General features: G+C 43.6%; 17 protein-coding genes. 7 read left to right on the forward strand and 10 right to left on the reverse strand.

Annotated features, from left to right (window positions below; genetic code table 11):
• Positions 1-5: 5 nt before the first annotated feature.
• Genes VFDL14_RS11970 through VFDL14_RS11955 form a run of 4 tightly spaced genes read left to right on the forward strand, consistent with a single transcriptional unit; the run spans position 6 to position 5,670 of the window.
• The gene (locus tag VFDL14_RS11970; protein ID WP_032551172.1) at positions 6-1,130 is read left to right on the forward strand and encodes an iron-containing alcohol dehydrogenase; all 1,125 of its coding nucleotides are present in this window, start codon (positions 6-8) and stop codon (positions 1,128-1,130) included.
• Positions 1,121-3,598 carry an acyl-CoA reductase gene (locus tag VFDL14_RS11965; RefSeq protein ID WP_032551173.1) on the forward strand — a complete coding sequence of 826 codons (2,478 nt, stop codon included), beginning with the start codon at positions 1,121-1,123 and terminating at the stop codon, positions 3,596-3,598. Before VFDL14_RS11970 ends, VFDL14_RS11965 begins: the two co-directional genes overlap by 10 nt.
• 47 nt (positions 3,599-3,645) lie before the next feature.
• Positions 3,646-4,686: a hypothetical protein gene (locus VFDL14_RS11960; RefSeq protein ID WP_032551174.1), complete on the forward strand. Its 1,041-nt coding sequence runs from the start codon at positions 3,646-3,648 to the stop codon at positions 4,684-4,686.
• A 9-nt stretch (positions 4,687-4,695) separates the two neighbouring features.
• A complete protein-coding gene (locus VFDL14_RS11955; RefSeq protein ID WP_032551175.1) occupies positions 4,696-5,670 on the forward strand; it encodes a polysaccharide deacetylase family protein in 975 nt (324 codons plus the stop codon).
• 14 nt (positions 5,671-5,684) lie between these two features.
• On the opposite strand, the gene VFDL14_RS11950 is transcribed toward VFDL14_RS11955, so the two are convergent.
• The 5 genes from VFDL14_RS11950 to rfaD are packed head-to-tail and all read right to left on the reverse strand — an operon-like array spanning position 5,685 to position 10,987.
• Complete coding sequence (locus VFDL14_RS11950) at positions 5,685-6,668, reverse strand: polysialyltransferase family glycosyltransferase (protein ID WP_050487415.1); 984 nt, start codon at positions 6,666-6,668, stop codon at positions 5,685-5,687.
• 15 nt (positions 6,669-6,683) lie between these two features.
• Entirely contained in the window at positions 6,684-7,952 is a 1,269-nt protein-coding gene (waaA, locus tag VFDL14_RS11945) for a lipid IV(A) 3-deoxy-D-manno-octulosonic acid transferase (protein WP_032551176.1), read from the reverse strand.
• Positions 7,946-9,004 carry a lipopolysaccharide heptosyltransferase II gene (gene waaF / locus VFDL14_RS11940; RefSeq protein ID WP_032551177.1) on the reverse strand — a complete coding sequence of 353 codons (1,059 nt, stop codon included), beginning with the start codon at positions 9,002-9,004 and terminating at the stop codon, positions 7,946-7,948. The genes waaA and waaF overlap by 7 nt, the downstream gene beginning before the upstream one ends.
• Positions 9,001-9,996, reverse strand: a complete 996-nt coding sequence (gene lpxM, locus VFDL14_RS11935) for a lauroyl-Kdo(2)-lipid IV(A) myristoyltransferase (RefSeq protein ID WP_032551178.1) — start codon at positions 9,994-9,996, stop codon at positions 9,001-9,003. Before lpxM ends, waaF begins: the two co-directional genes overlap by 4 nt.
• 49 nt (positions 9,997-10,045) lie before the next feature.
• Positions 10,046-10,987, reverse strand: a complete 942-nt coding sequence (gene rfaD, locus VFDL14_RS11930) for an ADP-glyceromanno-heptose 6-epimerase (RefSeq protein WP_032551180.1) — start codon at positions 10,985-10,987, stop codon at positions 10,046-10,048.
• 266 nt (positions 10,988-11,253) lie between these two features.
• On the opposite strand from rfaD, the gene VFDL14_RS11925 reads away from it, so the two are divergent.
• On the forward strand, positions 11,254-11,889 hold the full coding sequence (locus tag VFDL14_RS11925) for a TetR/AcrR family transcriptional regulator (protein WP_032551181.1): 636 nt from the start codon (positions 11,254-11,256) through the stop codon (positions 11,887-11,889).
• A 136-nt stretch (positions 11,890-12,025) separates the two neighbouring features.
• Here VFDL14_RS11925 and VFDL14_RS11920 read toward each other — a convergent pair whose 3' ends face one another.
• The 5 genes from VFDL14_RS11920 to VFDL14_RS11900 all read right to left on the reverse strand — a co-directional run bounded on the left by VFDL14_RS11920 (position 12,026) and on the right by VFDL14_RS11900 (position 16,753).
• The gene (locus tag VFDL14_RS11920) at positions 12,026-13,165 is read right to left on the reverse strand and encodes a murein hydrolase activator EnvC family protein (RefSeq protein WP_032551182.1); all 1,140 of its coding nucleotides are present in this window, start codon (positions 13,163-13,165) and stop codon (positions 12,026-12,028) included.
• A gap of 272 nt (positions 13,166-13,437) precedes the next feature.
• Entirely contained in the window at positions 13,438-14,259 is an 822-nt protein-coding gene (gene cysE, locus VFDL14_RS11915; RefSeq protein WP_032551183.1) for a serine O-acetyltransferase, read from the reverse strand.
• A 269-nt stretch (positions 14,260-14,528) separates the two neighbouring features.
• Positions 14,529-15,593, reverse strand: a complete 1,065-nt coding sequence (gene gpsA / locus VFDL14_RS11910) for an NAD(P)H-dependent glycerol-3-phosphate dehydrogenase (protein WP_032551184.1) — start codon at positions 15,591-15,593, stop codon at positions 14,529-14,531.
• 151 nt (positions 15,594-15,744) lie between these two features.
• Complete coding sequence (secB, locus tag VFDL14_RS11905; RefSeq protein WP_032551186.1) at positions 15,745-16,212, reverse strand: protein-export chaperone SecB; 468 nt, start codon at positions 16,210-16,212, stop codon at positions 15,745-15,747.
• 106 nt (positions 16,213-16,318) lie between these two features.
• Entirely contained in the window at positions 16,319-16,753 is a 435-nt protein-coding gene (locus VFDL14_RS11900; RefSeq protein ID WP_032551187.1) for a rhodanese-like domain-containing protein, read from the reverse strand.
• 281 nt (positions 16,754-17,034) lie between these two features.
• Here VFDL14_RS11900 and VFDL14_RS24830 point away from each other — a divergent pair, with 281 nt between their 5' ends.
• The gene (locus tag VFDL14_RS24830) at positions 17,035-17,289 is read left to right on the forward strand and encodes a hypothetical protein (RefSeq protein WP_032551188.1); all 255 of its coding nucleotides are present in this window, start codon (positions 17,035-17,037) and stop codon (positions 17,287-17,289) included.
• A 99-nt stretch (positions 17,290-17,388) separates the two neighbouring features.
• Complete coding sequence (locus tag VFDL14_RS11890; protein WP_032551190.1) at positions 17,389-18,063, forward strand: YjbF family lipoprotein; 675 nt, start codon at positions 17,389-17,391, stop codon at positions 18,061-18,063.
• The last annotated feature ends 11 nt before the right edge of the window (positions 18,064-18,074 follow it).

Raw genomic sequence — 18,074 nt, forward strand, 5'->3', positions numbered from 1 at the left:
ACTTCATGTTAAAACTTCGATTTCCTTTGCCCGTATTTCGTAATGCTAATGAAATTGCGAACGGAAAGAATGCAAGAATGGCACTCAAAGGCCTTGTGGCAAATCGTGTCGCACTAATAATCAGCCCCTCATTTCGTAAGTCAAAGTTTTTTGAACAAGTTGTTCGTTTAGTTAACGCGACCAGTGTTCGTGTGATCGAAAAATCTTGGAAAGGTGAACCGACGGTTGATGAACTTTCAGGTGTGGTTGGTGAGCTTGAGTTATTCCAACCAGATTATATTGTCGCACTTGGTGGTGGCTCTATTATTGATGGCGCTAAGTTAGCGTGGCTGCTTTATGAATGCCCAACGATCGACCCCGATGTCTTATTCCGACCATTTGCAATACCGCCACTGCGTGGACGTGCAAAATTTGCAGCGATTCCTACGACGGTAGGAGCGGGGTCCGAAGTGTCATCGGCAGCTGTCATGTTAGATAGTGCAACTCAAAGTAAAAAAGCGGTCGTTACACACGATTTCCTTCCTGATTTAGTGATTCTAGACCCTGATCTTGTCTCTGAGGTCCCATTAAGTATTTTAAGAACTACAGTCGCCGATGCGCTCTCCCATGCGATTGAAGGCTATGTGTCTAAAATCCCTCACCCATTAATGGAGACATTTGCGGAACAAGCCGTATCGATTGTCTATCGTTATCAGTCACAGTTAGATCAGGATGAGTGGCATATCGACATGCTCTCAGAATTACAGCACGCTGCAATGCTTGCTGGTTGGGTTCAGAACCACTGTGTTGTCGGGCTTTCACATGCTATCGCCCACCAACTAGGACATTTTAATGTCGGGCATGGATTAGCAAATGGGTTGCTTATGCCAGCCGTTATTGAGTTCAATTCTCAAGATCAGGTCGTTGAGCAGAAATATGAACGACTAATTAAGAACGCTGGTTTACCAAGTAGACAGGCTCTTCTTGACCTGTTCAAGGGTTTAACCTCGGGGCAAGGTGTTTCTTTGAATTTATCGAATGAGCAACTAGACAACATTGCAAAGAACGCATTACTTGATCCTGCTGCTGCGACAAACCCAGTCGCCTTCGCTGAAGATGACGTTAAAGAGATAGTAAAGAAATGTCTATAAAGAATGAAAGCCTAACGAGCGTATTAGATGCCCGCCCTTTCGAGTTATCTGAAGCTCAAAAGCAACCCCTATTTAAACAGAACTTGTTTGAAGAGCTAGTGCATCACTATAACAGCAATGAGATGTACCGTAAGTTTTGTGTGAAGAATGGGTTCAACCCAATACAGTTCAGTGGCAGCTTGGAAGACATACCGGCGATCCCTGTGCATATTTTTAAAGCGCTTGGTCATAAATTAGCGTCGGTTAGCGAAACGGCTATCAAGACCAAGCTTCAATCTTCGGCGACAAGTGGGGTACCAAGTACCGTTCTTCTTGATAAGGTTACGGCTCGTCGTCAAACCAGAGCAATGGCTCGCGTGATGCAAGAGGTTTTAGGACCGAAAAGGCGCCCGTTTTGTATTATGGATATCGATCCAACGAGTCCAAATGCAAGCAACTTAGGCGCTCGTATTGCAGCGGTTAAAGGCTATTTGAACTTTGCGTCATCTTCTCATTACTTTATTGATGCCTCTAGCCCTTCAGCTCCCTTAGAGTTTTTAGAACAGCAGTTTGTTGAGCATTTAAATGGGTTAGACAGTGAAGAGCCGCTTGTCATTTTCGGTTTTACTTTCGTTCTGTACCATACGGTTTTCAAGAGCCTGAAAGAGAAAGGGGTGTCCTTTAAACTTCCGGCTGGCTCTCAAGTCATCCATATCGGTGGTTGGAAGAAACTCGAATCAGAGAAGGTTGATAAGAAAACATTCAACCAAGACATCGCGCACGTATTGGGTATCTCCCCCGATAATGTTATTGATATTTACGGTTTTACCGAGCAAATGGGGTTGAACTACCCAGACTGTAAAGCGGGCTGGAAGCATGTACATGCTTACTCTGACGTGATTATTCGAGATGAAGCTGACCTATCACCTTGTCCGAATGGTGTGGTGGGCTTATTGGAGTTTGTTAGCCCGCTGCAACACTCTTACCCAGGTAACGTTGTATTGACCGATGATCTTGGTGTTGTCGAAGATTCTGTGTGTGAGTGTGGGCGAGTTGGAAAGCGCTTCAAAGTGATTGGTCGAGCTAAGAAAGCTGAAGTTCGTGGCTGTGGTGATGTCATGTCTGAAAAAGTCACCAAAAAGCCAACGTCAAAGCAATCTGCAGAACAAGCTGAACATATGGTGGTGTATCACGCCCCGGTCGACTTGAATGCAGCTGACTCACCTTCTGAGCAGTTGAATGCGATTCTGGCACACCTTAAGTTGAAGCAACAATGGTTAGCGAAACAGCCTGCTGAAGCGATACTTGGTCTTTTCGATACTGCGCGTAAAACTTGGGCTGAAAACCCCGAGTTAGACCCTTATCGTCATACTGGGCTTAACTTCTTGGCGGATTGGTGTGAGCCTAATCGCTTACGTAGTTTGCTTGATTCGGCGTTGCACGGACAACGAGGTTTTCTCGACAACTTTATGCCTCGCAAAGACATCAGCCACAGTTCGCTTAAAGCGATGCCTAGAGGAGTCGTATCTCACTGGTTATCTGGTAATGTGCCACTGCTTGGTATGTTTGCGTTAGTTCAGAGTATATTGAGTAAAAATGCGAATATCCTTAAGGTATCGGCAGATGAATCTCAAGCACTTCCTGTGTTGTTAAGTACTTTTAAAGGCATTAGTTACACCACACCTGGTGGGTATACCATTCATGGTGATGACCTATTAGAAACACTGGCTGTTGTGTACTTTGACCGTCATCAAACAAAGATAGCAGAACGCTTTTCTGCGAATGCCGATGTGCGTATTGCTTGGGGTGGTCGAGAAGCAATAGAAGCGGTAAGTGCTTTACCGAAAAAATATAACAGTCAAGATATCCTTTTTGGGCCTAAGTTGTCGATGATGGTGATTGGTAGTGACGCCTTAGATTCCGAAAAGGCCATTCGAAAACTGATACGTCGAGCAGCAACGGATTCAAGTGTATTTGACCAGTTTGCTTGTGCTTCGCCTCACACCATCTTTGTTGAAAAGGGCGGTGACATAACCCCGAAAGAATTCGCTGAAAAGCTAGCTGCAGCAATGGATAAGGCTCTTGTGCGCTTACCGACTCAAGTGCCAGACATTGGGCAGGCAAACAAGATACGTTCAAAAATTGCAGAGTATGGCTTCATTGGTGAATCTTGGAATGACCGTCATTTACGCTGGACGGTATTGTTCGATGAAGGCACCGATTTGGTTGAACCAACCTATCAACGCGTGATTACCGTTAAAGCCGTAGATAATGTTTTTGACGTTATTGGTAGCGTGCATGAAGATATTCAAACGGTTGGTTTAGCAATGCATGGCGAGAAGAAGCTCCAGTTTGCTAATGAGATTTTAATGCAAGGCGCGATGAGATGCCCTGATGTTGGGTATATGACGCATTTTGATTCTCCATGGGATGGATTGTTTGCGTTAGATCGCCTCGTTCGCTGGGTATCACTTGGTGGTCCAATTTAATAAAAACGAAAGCACTTTAAGTGCTTTCGTTGTTTTGGAAGTTTGAAATGGCTAGATTTACATTTGAAGTTTGTAAGCAAGATCAGGTTGCTGATCTGGTTAAGTATATTGATGAGCATTGGGCTAAGAACCACATCCTCGTAACCTCTCGAGAATTGCTAGATTGGCAGCATAAAAATCTCGATACAGGCGACTACAATTTTGTTATGGCTAGACATAACAAAAGCGGTGAGATATGTGGTGTGCTCGGCTTTATCCCAACGTCTCACTTTTCGGCTGAGCTCGAATCAGAGAAAGAAGTTTGGTTAGCGATTTGGAAAGTCAACGACGGACCGAAATACATCGGTTTAGGTTTAGGGCTTCTTAACTTTTTGAAGCGCGAGTTCTCGATTAAGAATATTTGTTCTATTGGTATTAGTCAGATTGTTTTCCCTATGTATGAAACACTCGGTTTCACCGTGGGAAAAATGAACCAACTAGCTCTATTGAATAATACCCTTTCTGATTACCGTATAGCTAAGGTTCCAGAGACGCTTACCTCCTCTATAGGTCAGAAAAATGACCAGTATAAAGTGGTAGACATTGCGAAAGACCAAGTGGCGTCTGCATTGTCAGACAGTGACTTATATACAAATAAAACACAGAAAGACGGACAATATTTTACTACTCGTTTCTTGGAACACCCTAAGTTCGAATACCGTTTTCTCGGGGTTTACAATAAAGACACATTAGAGAGTTTTCTTGTTGTTCGTGTGGTTGCTCAGAGTGAATCCAGTGCTATGCGGGTCGTGGATATTCAAGGTGACCTGTCTTCAATTGGCCGAGTTACAGCCCATTTACACGAGTTGCTTGTTGCGGAAGGGCATGAGTATTTAGATATCATGCAATATGGTATGGACGAAGAAAGCCTTGTCGATGCTGGTTTCTTGCAAGTTGATACGGATGGAGAATTAATTATTCCTGATTACTTCCAACCGTTTGTGCAAAAAAATATTCCTATTTATTTCGCGCGCCAAAGCCAGGAAGGCGAGCAGTCGTTCGTATTATTCAAAGGCGATGCGGATCAAGACAGACCAAATATAATGTAGAGGAGCAACATGTCTCAGCCACTAACCGTTGTTATGTACCACTATGTTCGTCGAATCGCGGAGTCGCGGTACCCAGAAATTAAAGGCTTAGAACTCGAACTCTTTGTTGAACAACTCGAGTTCTTTGCTAAGCACTATAATGTTGTGACGATGGAGCAAGTGTTAGCAGCAAAATACCATAATCAAGCTTTACCAGAGAAAGCTTTGTTGCTTACTTTTGATGATGCTTATTCCGAGCACTTTACTCACGTATATCCTATTTTGAAGAAAATGGGTATGCAGGGTTCTTTTTATGTACCAGCAAAAACAGTACTTGAACACAAAGTGCTAGATGTGAACAAAATTCACTTCATCTTAGCGTCTACCTCCGATATTCAACAGCTTGTTGGTTCTCTTAAGATAGAAGTTGAGCGCTATACAAGCGATTATGGTCTAAAGTCATTCGACGAGTACTACGCGGAGTTTGCTGTTGCGAATCGCTTTGATTGCCAAGATGTGATTTTTGTGAAGAGAATGCTTCAGCACGTATTGCCAGAAGAACTTAGAAATATTATTTCTGATAAGCTTTTTGCTCAATATGTGGGTATGGACGAAGCTGCGTTTTGTCGAGAGTTGTACATGGATAAATACCAACTTGAACAGTTAGTTCGAGACGGAATGCACGTTGGTTGTCACGGCTATGATCATTATTGGTGGAATAAGCTTGATGAAAAATCCTTAGAGATTGAACTAACCCGCTCTAAAGAATTTTTAGCCTCGCTTGGTTGTGACATGCAAAATTGGACAGCCTGTTATCCTTATGGATCTTCTAGTGAAGAGGTTGTGGTTGAGCTAGAAAAACAAGGATGTAAAGTCGCATTTACCACCGAAGTACGGGTTGCTGATTTGGCGTTGGATGGCCCACTCTTGTTGCCTCGCCTAGATACCAATGACTTACCTAAAGATAACAAAGCCAGTGTAAATCATTGGTATGAGAGTGCTTAGAAAAACAGGCGCGCTTAAATACTAAAGTTTTGAGCGCGTTTTTCAAAATGATTAACAAGGAAAGTCGCCATATCGTTGCCTATATGAGAGTCATAAGTGTGCGCATCGATAGGTACTTCTTTGTAAAGTAAAGACAGTGTGTATAAAGCCGTAGACGTTACCCCGGTAATTGAAGATATCTTGATGCCTTTATTTGCTAACTCAAGCTCAATCGGTGATTCACTTTTATGATAAGTGAGATTAGGTAATGCTTTAACGGCACTGGTTACTTCTTCAGACTCGGTTCTGTGTGGAAAGTAGATCACAGGGGCATTTTTTTTTGCAATGACTTGTTCTAGTTTGGATATATAAGCATCAACACTTGGTTGATTCTTATCTCCAATAGACCCCTCACCAATAAATGCAACGGGTGCTGAAGGGTCGTAGCAGTTTGACGCTCCAATACTTTTTCTAATCGAGTCGAGAGTATTGAGCTTTAAAGGACACACTGGATTTTCTATATCGAAAATAGAGAACATTTCGAAGTTCTCAGCATAAGGTATTGTGCCAATCTTTTTACATCCCTGTAATTGGATCAATAGGTCTTGTAGAAAGCGAGTTCGACTAAATGATTTTTTGTCTTTGATGTATTTGAAGTATTCGTATAAGTTGCCCATTCCATCGTCAATGAATACCAGCTTTTTAGCAGGTAGATTTCTTTGGAACATACGAGTACGCCAAGATGTATATTCAGAGAAAAAGAAATGCTCGATTGACTCGCCATTTGCTAGCTTTTTGACTTCTTTTAGAACACGCGGAATAACAAAGGTACGGTTTGAGCGACCAACTTCAATAATATGGTCCCATTTACTTTTGTCATAAAGCTGAGCGAGGTGTTGTTTACCTTTCTCTGTGTTTTGCTGAACTAAAACCAGGAGATTATTTTTAGTTTGATAGGCATCTCTGGCTTCATTTGCGCAGATGTATTGAAATGGGGATGTTACGAGAAATACGTTCATAAAAGACCTTGTTCATTAACCTAATTCAGCATACTGAATTGAACGCTCCAAAGAGCCTTTGTTTCTTTTAAAGACAGAGTGGGCTTGGTTAGCCATGTTGGTGGCGCTATGCTTATCTTCGAGTAACTGGATCACTTTAGAGTCTAAGCTATGACCTTCACAAATCATTATGCCATCGGTAGCTAATAGCCTTTCAGTGATCTCTTTGAAGTTGAAGTAACTTGGTCCAGATATGGTCGGGATTCCTAAAGCCGCTGGCTCGAGTACATTGTGACCACCAACCTTATCACCAATTAAGCTGCCTCCCATAAAACAGACATCTGCAGCACCAATTAAAATCAGCATCTCTCCCATTGTATCACCCACATAAACTTGCGACCTTTTACAGGAGTTAATGTCAGCGTTCGTTCTACGAGCGGTTGTAAAACCTGAGGATTGACATAACTGGACAACGCTATCAAATCGTTCTGGATGGCGCGGGACTATAATGAGCAAAGCGTCCGGATAGATCTCCAGTACGTTTTTATGTGCATTGAGTATCTGCTCGTCTTCACCTTTATGGGTGCTGGCGGCGATCCATATTGCGCGGTGCTCCCCAAGCTTTGACCTTAGTGCCTTTGCTTTCTCTTTTATTGTATCGGCAATTTGTATATCGAATTTGATGGAGCCAGTAATGGCAAGTTTACTCTTTGCAACACCAAGTGATTCAAAGTGGTTCGCGTCAGACTGACTTTGGCACAGAATCTTGGTTAGATAAGGTTCTATAATATTGAAAACTGGCTGGAATTTTGCGTAGTTATTTCGAGATTTTTCGGACAACCGTGCGTTTACGATCGTGATTGGTACACCAAACTTAGAAACTTGATGAAGTGTGTTCGGCCACAACTCCGTTTCAATGATCAGCATCTTCTTCGGTTGTATCGCTTTTAGAAAGCCTTTTACAGCGAAACCGAAATCAATAGGCATGTACCTGTGCTCAACCAAACTACCAAGCTTTTCAATCTGCTCTGCACCAGTACTGGTGGTTGTAGTGACAATGATCGGCTGTTCTGGGTTTTGTTTTTTGATCTCTTTAATAAGAGGTGTAGCTGCGATACTTTCACCAACAGAGACTGCATGAATCCAAATTGGACGCTGATTTGATGTCAGCTTAGGTGTTATGCCAAAGTGCTCTTTCCAGCGCTTTCCAAATTTGGGCTTGTTTGGCTTACTTTTGTATAAGCCAAATAGAAGCAGAGGAGCGATAAGTGCAAGGATCAGCGTGTAGAAAAACCGAATTAACATGCGCTTACCGAAATGGCTTCTAACTTATGGATACTATTGATGACTTGTTTCGGTGATAGTTCCGTCAGACATTTTAAGTGCTTGAATTCACACTCACGCTGGAAACAAGGACGGCAATCAATGTCTGTATGCACAATCTCGACTCTCTCAGCCAGTGGTGGTGTGTATTTCGGCGAAGTTGAGCCGTAAACAGCAACAACGTTACAACCCACAGCAGCGGCAACGTGCATCAAGCCAGAATCGTTTGCAACCACAGTTTGACAAGCACCAAGCAGATCCACTGCTTCAATTAGGCTTGTTTGGCCAGCTAGGACATGAATTTGTGATTGAAGTTCGTCAGGAACAAGAGCCTTAATGTTGTTACACGTTTCCAAATCTTTTTGAGAGCCAAACAACCAAACTTGCTTACCTGCTTTACTCATCGATGTTGCGACGTCTGCGTAATGTGTTTCAGGCCACTTTTTAGCAGGCCCAAACTCGGCTCCAGGACAAAGACCAGTAATTGCATCACTCAGAGTAAGCTGAAACTTTTCCGCGGTAGCTAACTGTTGGTCTTTGAAAATAGTTAGAACTGGTCTCGGTAATCGCTCTAATCCACCCAGAGAGCTTGAGTCAATCATTTCTGCTTTAGGATGGGCGAGGGCGACATAGCGCTCAACCATATATTGGAATGATTTTTTATTTGGGCGCAGGTCATTCAACAGACCGTATCGCATCTCACCTTTCCAGCCCGTGCGTTTCGGAATGCCCGCAAACCACGGAATCAATGCTGACTTAGCTGAGTTAGGACAAATAAAAGCTTGTTCATATTGAGCTTCACGCAGTGTTTTACCAATTGCTCGACGACCGAGAAAGTTAAATTCACCATGACCAATCGGCATATCAATCGCTTGGTTGACCTCTGGCATACGCTCAAGAATCGGCTTACACCAACCGGGTGCAATCACATCGATGACCGCATCAGGATGCTGTTGTTTCAAGGTGATGTAAAGTGACTGTGACATCACCATATCGCCCACCCAAGATGGACCTATGATCAGAATTTTCTTCATCGTGTATACGTCTTGAGCCACAGCTCTCTGTCTTCGTAAGGGTTATAAGTACTTTCAGGATCTGGTTGAGTGGTTAAAAAACGAAGCACCCACATGTACTGTTCAGGGCGTTTTCTTACCGCATCTTCAATAAATTGATTCATTCTCTGTGTGTCTTGATGATCGCTTTTTGAAGGATAATCCTGCCAAGCAGGAAGTACATCGATACTGAATTGACCAGTTTGAGCGTCATAGTTAGAGAAGACCGGAATGATTTTCGCGCGGCTTACTTTGGATAACTTACCAAGTCCAGGCAATGTCGCTTTTGGTACATTGAAAAAATTGACGAAAATACTGTGCTCACGACCGTGATCTTGGTCAGGTAAGTAATACCCCAAATAGCCCTCTCGTACTGATTTGATAAACGGTTTGATGCCGTTATCTCGTTCATAAACTCGACCGCCATATTGCACTCGTTGTCTATGCATTAACCAATCAGTCACCGGGTTCTTCTGTTTCTTTGCCATCGCAGAAACAGGTAAACCTTGAGATGCTAGGTAGATAGCAGGAATATCAATACCCCAGCTGTGAGGCACTAATAGGATAGCCTTGTGCCCGTGTTCCAGTGTTTCATGAATATTGTCGATACCATGAATGGTTGTATTTTTGGTTAACCATTTTTGGCTGCGTAGCGACAGAGAAGCAAAGTTAAGCAAAAAAGAAACAGCAGTGGTTAGCGTTTTCTCAAGCAGCTGTTCCTTTTCTTCGTCACTTTTTTCTGGGAAACAGAGACCGAAGTTAATCCAAGCATTGTTAATGGTTCTACTCGGCTTTTTAAGCGCATATTTTGCTAGTTTACAGCTCAACCAGTATTTTGTTTTTTGTGGGAAAAAGACTAAGGGTATTCCCAGTAAAATACCAAACCATGTTCCCCAGTGTTTTGGAGCAAGAAAGCCCCACTCGAAGGTGGGGTTGTAGGCATCTGGGTCGAAGTCGTTACGCTTCTCAGTCATTGAAAACTCTCAGCTATTAAATGCTCTTCATCTTGTAAGAAGAGGACAATTATTTGTTCTGCAGCACCATGTATTCTGCAACACCTTCAGCAACTGTTTTAAATTCGATATCACAGCCAGTTGCACGCAGCTTAGTTAAATCTGCCTGAGTGAACTCTTGGTATGCGCCTTTTAGGTGTTCTGGGAATGGAATCGTCTCAATATCACCTTTTCCGTGGTGCTTGATGACTGCTTTTGCGACCTCTTCAAAAGATTCGGCATTACCAGTACCTAGGTTGAAAATACCTGATACGCCATTTTCTAAGAACCATAAGTTTACTGCTGCTACGTCACCAACATATACAAAGTCACGCTTAAATGACTCACTGCCAGCGAACAGCTTTGGATTTTCACCCGCATTCATTTGATTGTTTAGATGAAAAGCAACCGAAGCCATACTGCCTTTATGGTCTTCACGAGGACCGTAAACGTTGAAGTAACGGAAGCCTGTGATTTGAGATAGTGTTTCGTTATGTGCGGCTGCATCTTCTTGCAAGCGACGAACATAGTTGTCGAACTGCTGCTTAGAGTAGCCATATACGTTTAGAGCGCCTTCGTACTCTTTCTCTTCAATGAAAGTATCTGTTTCACCGTAAGTAGCGGCAGAAGAGGCATATAGGAACGGAATTTCGCGCTCAACACAGTAATGGAGTAGCTCTTTTGAGTACTCGTAGTTGTTAAGCATCATGTACTTGCCATCCCACTCGGTTGTTGCAGAGCATGCACCTTCGTGGAAAATCGCTTCGATATGACCGAAATCATCACCTGCCATGACTTGAGTTAGGAAATCGTCACGATCCATGTAATCAGTGATGTCTAGGTCGACAAGGTTTTTGAACTTCTTACCGTTCTTTAGGTTGTCGACGACTAGAATATCGTTGTGGCCTGCTTCGTTTAGCGCCTTAACAATATTGCTGCCAATCATGCCAGCGCCACCAGTTACGATAATCATATTTTACCTACTCTTTTGAATACAAAACTATCGCGAGTATAGCAAGGAATGAACAATTCGGGCTAGTGTAAACCAAGGTTACTCGGCTGTTAGCACCTGAATTAACTTCATAAATTTGGCATGCGGTCAGGGAGTGCGATATCACTATGATGGATACTTACTAGTTGGATAAGAATTGAGCTTCGCTGACCAGATGTTAACGGCTCGATCTATCGGTTTAGGGGCGATATACTAACTCTCTAAACAGATAGGGATTCGAAATAGAAATGAAGACACGTGACAAGATCGTTTATGCGGCGCTGGAGCTATTTAATGAGCACGGCGAGCGTAGTATCACTACCAACCATATCGCTGAACATATTGAGATCAGCCCAGGTAACCTTTACTACCATTTCCGCAACAAGCAAGAAATTGTACGTGATATCTTCACTCTATATTCTGCGGAGCTTTTAGAGCGCTTTACTCCAATCCAAGGCCAACAAGAGAGCCTGACGCTACTTAAACACTACTTGGATTCTATCTTCACTCTGATGTGGAAATACCGATTCTTCTACGCCAATCTCCCTGAAATCTTGTCTCGCGACGAACAGTTGCATAATGACTACATGGCTGTACAAGAGCGTTTGCAATCAAACTTAATCGCGATCATGCGTGCATTCGTGGATTTGAACTTGTTGAAAGCATCAGAAGAGGAAATGAAATCAATGGTGACTTCTCTACATCTTATTGCGTCGAGCTGGCTGGCCTACCAATCTGCTATGTCACCAAGAACTCAGATTACAGAACAAGTCGTTCACCAAGGCATGCTACAGATGATCGCAGTCGTGAAACCTATCGCAACCACTCAAGGTTTTGAGCAGTTAACACTACTGGAAGATGGTGTTCGAGCGTTGAATGGATAGTTGAAAGATACGAGTGACGGGTTGCGAGATTCGAAAAGCTGCTTTCATCGTATGGCTGTTCGTCACTCGCTTACTCGAATCCCGTTACTGCTCTTATTCTCTTCGCATCTCGATTACTCGCATCCCGCATCTGCTCTCACCTCACCAACCAACTCTTAGGGTTCTGAGCTTGGCTGTTTCGGCGGATCTCAAAGTAGAGTGAAGGGCGAGACTGACCCCCAGTATCGCCGGCAAGTGCGATGGCTTCACCTGCTTTTACCTTGTCGCCTTCTTTCTTAAGTAGCGCTTGATTAAAGCCGTATAGCGTCATATCACCTTTACCGTGGTCGAGTAATACTACCAAACCATAGCCACGAAGGTACTCGGCAAAGACCACCGTTCCAGAGTAAACGGATTTAACCTGTTGGCCATAGCTTGCGTCAATCACCATGCCTTTCCAGTTGATTTGACCGGTTTGACGGGTGCCGTAATTGTGTAGCACTTTACCTTTGATTGGCCATGGCAGTTTACCTTTGCGTTTTGCTAGGCCGTCCATAGGTACTGCATTACGCCTTTCGCGAGCGGCTTTTTCTGCTTTGGCAATTTCTGCTTTTAGGCGAGTCTCATTGCGTTGAAGTTCTGCAAGATAGCTTTGATCACCAGAAATGCTTTTCTTAATGCTACCAACAGTTTTCTTACGCTGAGCTTGAGTCTTAGCGAGTTGATCACGTTTGGTTGTTTGCTGTTTGAGTAGGGATGCGATTTGCTCTTGTTCTGCTTTACGAAGGCGTTGGCTTTCTTCAAGTTCCGCTTGAGTCTGCTCAATCGCTTTAATCGTTGTAGTACGTGCTTTAGCTAAGTGTTGGTAGTAGTGGCTAATACGATCTTCTTCAACACCTGTATTCAGAATGTATGAAGAGGCTTTAGCACGACGTGTCATGTAATAAGTTTGAATAAGCTGCTCAAGCTTTTGAGTATGAACTTGCTTCTGGGTAGTAAGCGCTTGAATCTTATTATTGAGTTGCTGAACGTTGGCGTTAGCGGTAGCAAGTTGCTTCTTACTTTCCTTGATGCCTTTTTCAAGAGAGGCGATAGAGAGCTCTTGTTTTTTGAGGTTAGCTTGTAGGCTATCCAGTTTCTTTTGTTGAGAAGATAGGGCTTGTTGCTGACGAGAGATCTCGCTTTTAACACCCTTCAACTCACCTTGGGAAGCTGCATGAGTAGAGATAGAAAACATCGCACTAGAAAGTAAAATAAGGCCGCTTATAGCATTAATTTTTTTCATTGTTTTTGTCATCTAAGTTACAGCCTACTCATTAAATTACTTCTAGTGTATAGAGCTACGGTGTGAATGTAGAGGTAGAGATTCCAGACACTTTAAAAGCAGATACGAGTAAACGAGATTCGAGATTCGAAGGGCTAAAGAGCAGTGATGAGATGAGGGGGGACGGCATTCGAACAAACCTGCTCTTGTCTTTTGGCTCTTCGCCACCCGCTACTCGAATCTCTCATCTGCTTTTAAGCTCTTAATCCCTTTGCCACTCGCTTACTCGCATCCCGTATCTGCTCTTAAATCCCATCACCATGAATAAAGTTCTGAGAGCGCCCATTAAACCCTTGGTCCATATCCAGTGATGGCTTGTCCGTTTTCGGTTTACCAACAATCTTAGCGGGAACACCTGCAACCGTAGTATGAGCAGGAACCGCTTGCAGAACCACAGAACAAGAACCAATTTTCGCTCCTTCACCGACTTCAATGTTGCCCAAAATTTTCGCACCAGCACCAATCATTACACCTTCGCGGATCTTAGGATGACGGTCACCGCCTTCTTTACCGGTACCACCCAAGGTTACGTCTTGCAGGATAGATACATCGTTTTCAACAACGGCAGTCTCACCAATCACAATCCCTGTCGCATGGTCGAGCATGATCGCTTTACCAATACGTGCAGCAGGGTGGATATCTACTTGGCATGCAACAGAGATTTGGTTTTGTAGGTATGTGGCAAGAGCAATACGACCTTGTTTCCACAACCAGTTGGCCACGCGATAACCTTGAAGGGCATGGTAGCCTTTAAGGTAGAGTAGCGGCATAGAGTACATCTCTACCGCCGGGTCGCGTGTCACAGTCGCGCAAATATCGCAAGCCGCAGCATCGATAATGGATTGGTCTTCAGCAAAGGCTTGCTCAACCACTTCACGTACCGCCATAGCCGGCATAGAAGCAGTTTTGAGTTTGTTTGCCAGGATGTAACTTAATGAAGCACCGAGACTGTCATGGTTGATAATGGTCGCATGATAAAAACTCGCAAGCATAGGCTCTTGCTCGGACTGCTCTCGAGCTTCCTTCACAATGCATTGCCAGACTTTTTGTTGTTCACAGTGTTTCATTTTTTACTATCCATATTTTTTGAAGGGCAGATACGAGTATCGAGATTCGGGATGCGAAAAGCTAAAGAGCAGTGACGGGATGAGGGATACGAAAAGATTAGAAGTAGATAAGAGTGGTGAACAGCTGAAAGATGAGAAAAGCTTTTGCTCTTCGAATCTCGCATCTCTTCACTCGAATCCGCTTTTAATCCCTTCTCATCTCGTTTACTCGCATCCCGTATCTGCTTTTAATCTCTTCTCATCTCGCTACTCGAATCCCGCATCCGCTCTTAACCTTCCGATTTCTTATCTCGAGCCAGCAGATCTTGCGCTGCTAAGTGTGCGTCTTTTCCTTGATACAACACTTGATAAATTTGTTCAACAATTGGCATCTCAACACCCATGCGTTCAGACAGAAGCCAAACCTCTTTGGTGTTGCGATAACCTTCGACAACTTGGCCGATCTCTTCTTGTGCGGTATCGACATCTTTGCCGGTACCCAAGGCTAAACCAAAGCGGCGGTTACGAGATTGGTTATCAGTACAGGTAAGTACCAAGTCGCCTAAACCAGCCATGCCCATGAAGGTTTCTGGTTTCGCGCCTAGCGCTGCACCCAAGCGACTCATTTCAGCGAGGCCACGAGTGATTAATGCAGTACGAGCATTGGCGCCAAAGCCGATGCCATCTGACATACCAGCACCAATCGCGATAACGTTCTTCACCGCACCACCCAGTTGCATACCGATGAAATCATCATTCGCGTATACACGGAAAGTACGAGTACAGTGAATCTTCTCTTGCAGCTCTTTTACAAACTCTTGGTCTGGTGAAGCTACTGAGATTGCAGTAGGCATACCTGCAGCAAGCTCTTTAGCAAATGTAGGACCAGATAAAACAGCTAATGAGTAGCTATCACCAAGCACGTCGCTCGCAACATCTTTCAGTAGGCGGCCTGTTTCTGGCTCTAGCCCTTTAGTTGCCCAACAAATACGTGAGTCAGCTTTTAGGTGAGGTTTTAGGCTGTTCAGTACAATACCAAAGACATGGCTTGGTACAACAACAAGTAGGTCTCGGCTTGCTGATACTGCTTTCTCTAGATCTGACTCAATAATCAAGCTTTCTGGGAAGTCGATGTTTGGCAGGAACTCGTGGTTAGCGCGATCAGTTTCTAAGCGAGCCATATGCTCAGGTTCATGGCCCCAAAGCACAATGTTGGCACCATTACGTGCAAGAGAAATTGCTAAAGAAGTGCCGTAGGAACCAGCGCCAATCACCGTCATGGCGATCTCTTTGCCATAAACGCTCTTTCTATCATAAGCGTCACTGATGTCATTAGTGCGAGTTGTGTCTGTCATGCTTCCACCTGAAAGTCTTGAGGAAATGAGAAGAGTATCTTTTTATTTTATTGAATATACCGAAAATATAAAAAATGCACACCGCATAAGTCGCGCTGTGCATTTTTAAACGGTTAGATTAAGTCTTATGTGGCATTAAGCCTTGTATAACTTAAGCTTGCTCGCCTTCAGCTTGTTGAGCTTGGTTTTGTAGGTAATTCATGAACAGAGCGTCGAAGTTAACTGGCGCTAGGTTCAGTTGTGGGAACGTACCTTTAACCACTAGGCTAGAGATAGTTTCACGAGCGTATGGGAACAGGATGTTCGGGCAGAATGCACCTAGGCAGTGTGCCAGTTGACCAGCTTCCATTTCGCTTGCAGTGAAGATACCACCTTGTTGTACTTCACATAGGAATGCCGTCTCTTCTGCGTTCTTAACTGTCACAGTAAGACGTAGGATAACTTCGTAAACGCCTTGGCCAAGTTCACGGCTTTGAGTGTCTAGATCCAGTTTTACATCTGGGTTCCACTCTTTTTGGAACATATCTGGCGAGTTTGGTGCTTCAAAAGAAACGTCTTTTAGGAAGATACGTTGGATTGCGAAGTTTTGTTGTGCTTCTTGAGGTGCTGCTTCAGCCATTTTCTTGTCCTTAAAAATTTACATTGGGTTCCGTAATCAAAATGAAGTTACGTAACCTGAAAAACGAGTATATAGATAACCGTGTTACTAATAATGCTACTAGGAGTTACTTCTTACCCTTAACTAAAGGTAGGTTCGCTTCACTCCAAGCAACTAGGCCATTCTTCAGAATGCTCACGTTTTCAAACCCAGCTTTTGCTAGCAGGTTTGCACTTTCTTGAGCGGTTTGACCTGTTTTACATACCACAATGATTGGGTCTGCTTTGTGGCTTTCAAGGCTACCAAAGTTATTTGCTTTGATGTCTGAAGGCAAAATGTGAAGTGCGTCAGTAATATGACCTTTTTTGTATTCATCTTTAGTACGAATATCAACCACAATGCCATTTTCACGGTTCATTAGTTGTGTGGTTTGCGCTGCGGTGATCTCTTTGTAAGCCGCATTCGATGTTTTGATGACATTCATAATGATGGCAACCACTAAGCCAATCCATACGATGGCTAAAATCATATTCTCTTGAATAAAGGGTACTAACTCTTGCATATCTTAAACTCTTGTCGTTTGGGGCTAGAAACTATACCCAAGCATCTCGAGGTCACTTTGGTATATGGTTCTGGAGTATAGCGATAAAGGATTGCAGAATACAGAAGAAGCAGAGGGTTGTGAGTGAAGGCGCGGAATAAACCAGTTTTTGTCTAGAATTTATGCATTTACTTGTACACACTTATTCACTATCATGATCAATTAGTTGTTTAAGCTGAACAACGGATAGAGGTTGAAACTTAGCCTCTGTATATAAACGTTTATATTTTATGGGAATCATTATGAAAAAGATTGCTTTAGTAGCAGCTCTAGCTGTTAGCTTCTCAGGTGCGGCTTTCGCAGCTACCGAAACTGCAGCAGCGGCTGGCGCTGGTGCGAGTTCTGGCGGTGCAGCAGCTGGTGGTGCAGCGGCAGCGGGTGCAGCAGCAGGTACAGCAACAACTGTAGCGGTAACAACTGCAGCAGTAGCAGTAGGTGCAGCAGCAGCAGTAGCTTCTAACGACGGTGGCGCTACAACTACGACTAACACTCAGTAATTTCTTTTTTGAGTGAATGAAAAGCCATTTTATGTGCGAACATAAAGTGGTTTTTTTATATCAGTATGTTTTCAATATCGCTAGGAAGCACAAACAATCATGATTAAACCTCTTATTGTCTCTTTAGGTATGTTGCTTGCGGGCTGTTCCCAGCAGTTCCAAGATGTAAATGCCACTTTTAATGAAGCCATGTTCGGAGATGCTGACGTTTCCACCACAGCTGAGTACATCCAAGACCTACCTTACGCAAGTATTTATGCGCAGATTAACGACCAAGGTAAAATATTTATGGTTTTGGCATTTGTTGGGCAGAACCCTGAAACTGGCGTTGAGCAATTAAAGTGGATGTCTTCTGATAAAGCGATGATCGTCACCGAAAATGGCCGTGTGGTTCAAACTCTGTTGCTGCCCTACGAAAACTTATCAGGCCTGGTAACAAAGCCAACCAATGCCTTGGTGCCAAGCTTCGATTTATCAGCACAACCTATAGTTCAGCAGTGGCAAGCCACGTACGATTGGCAACCAGATTACCGATTTGGATACAGTGCTAGTATTGTTCGCAGCTATGTAAACCAAGAAACGATACAAACACCATTAGCTGCTATCGAAACAAGTAAGTTTATCGAGCAAGTGAGCTATCCAGCACTTGGAGAGCAAGTCGAAAATGAATATTGGGTAAACAGCCAAGGTAAGGTAGTGAAAACGGTTCAGTACCTCGGCCCAGATATGACTCGCTTAGAGCTAACCCTGCTTAAGCCTTATCAAGCGAACTAATCGGTGGTGAT

It is taken from the genome of Vibrio fortis (assembly GCF_000695685.1).
Lineage (GTDB): Bacteria > Pseudomonadota > Gammaproteobacteria > Enterobacterales > Vibrionaceae > Vibrio > Vibrio fortis_A.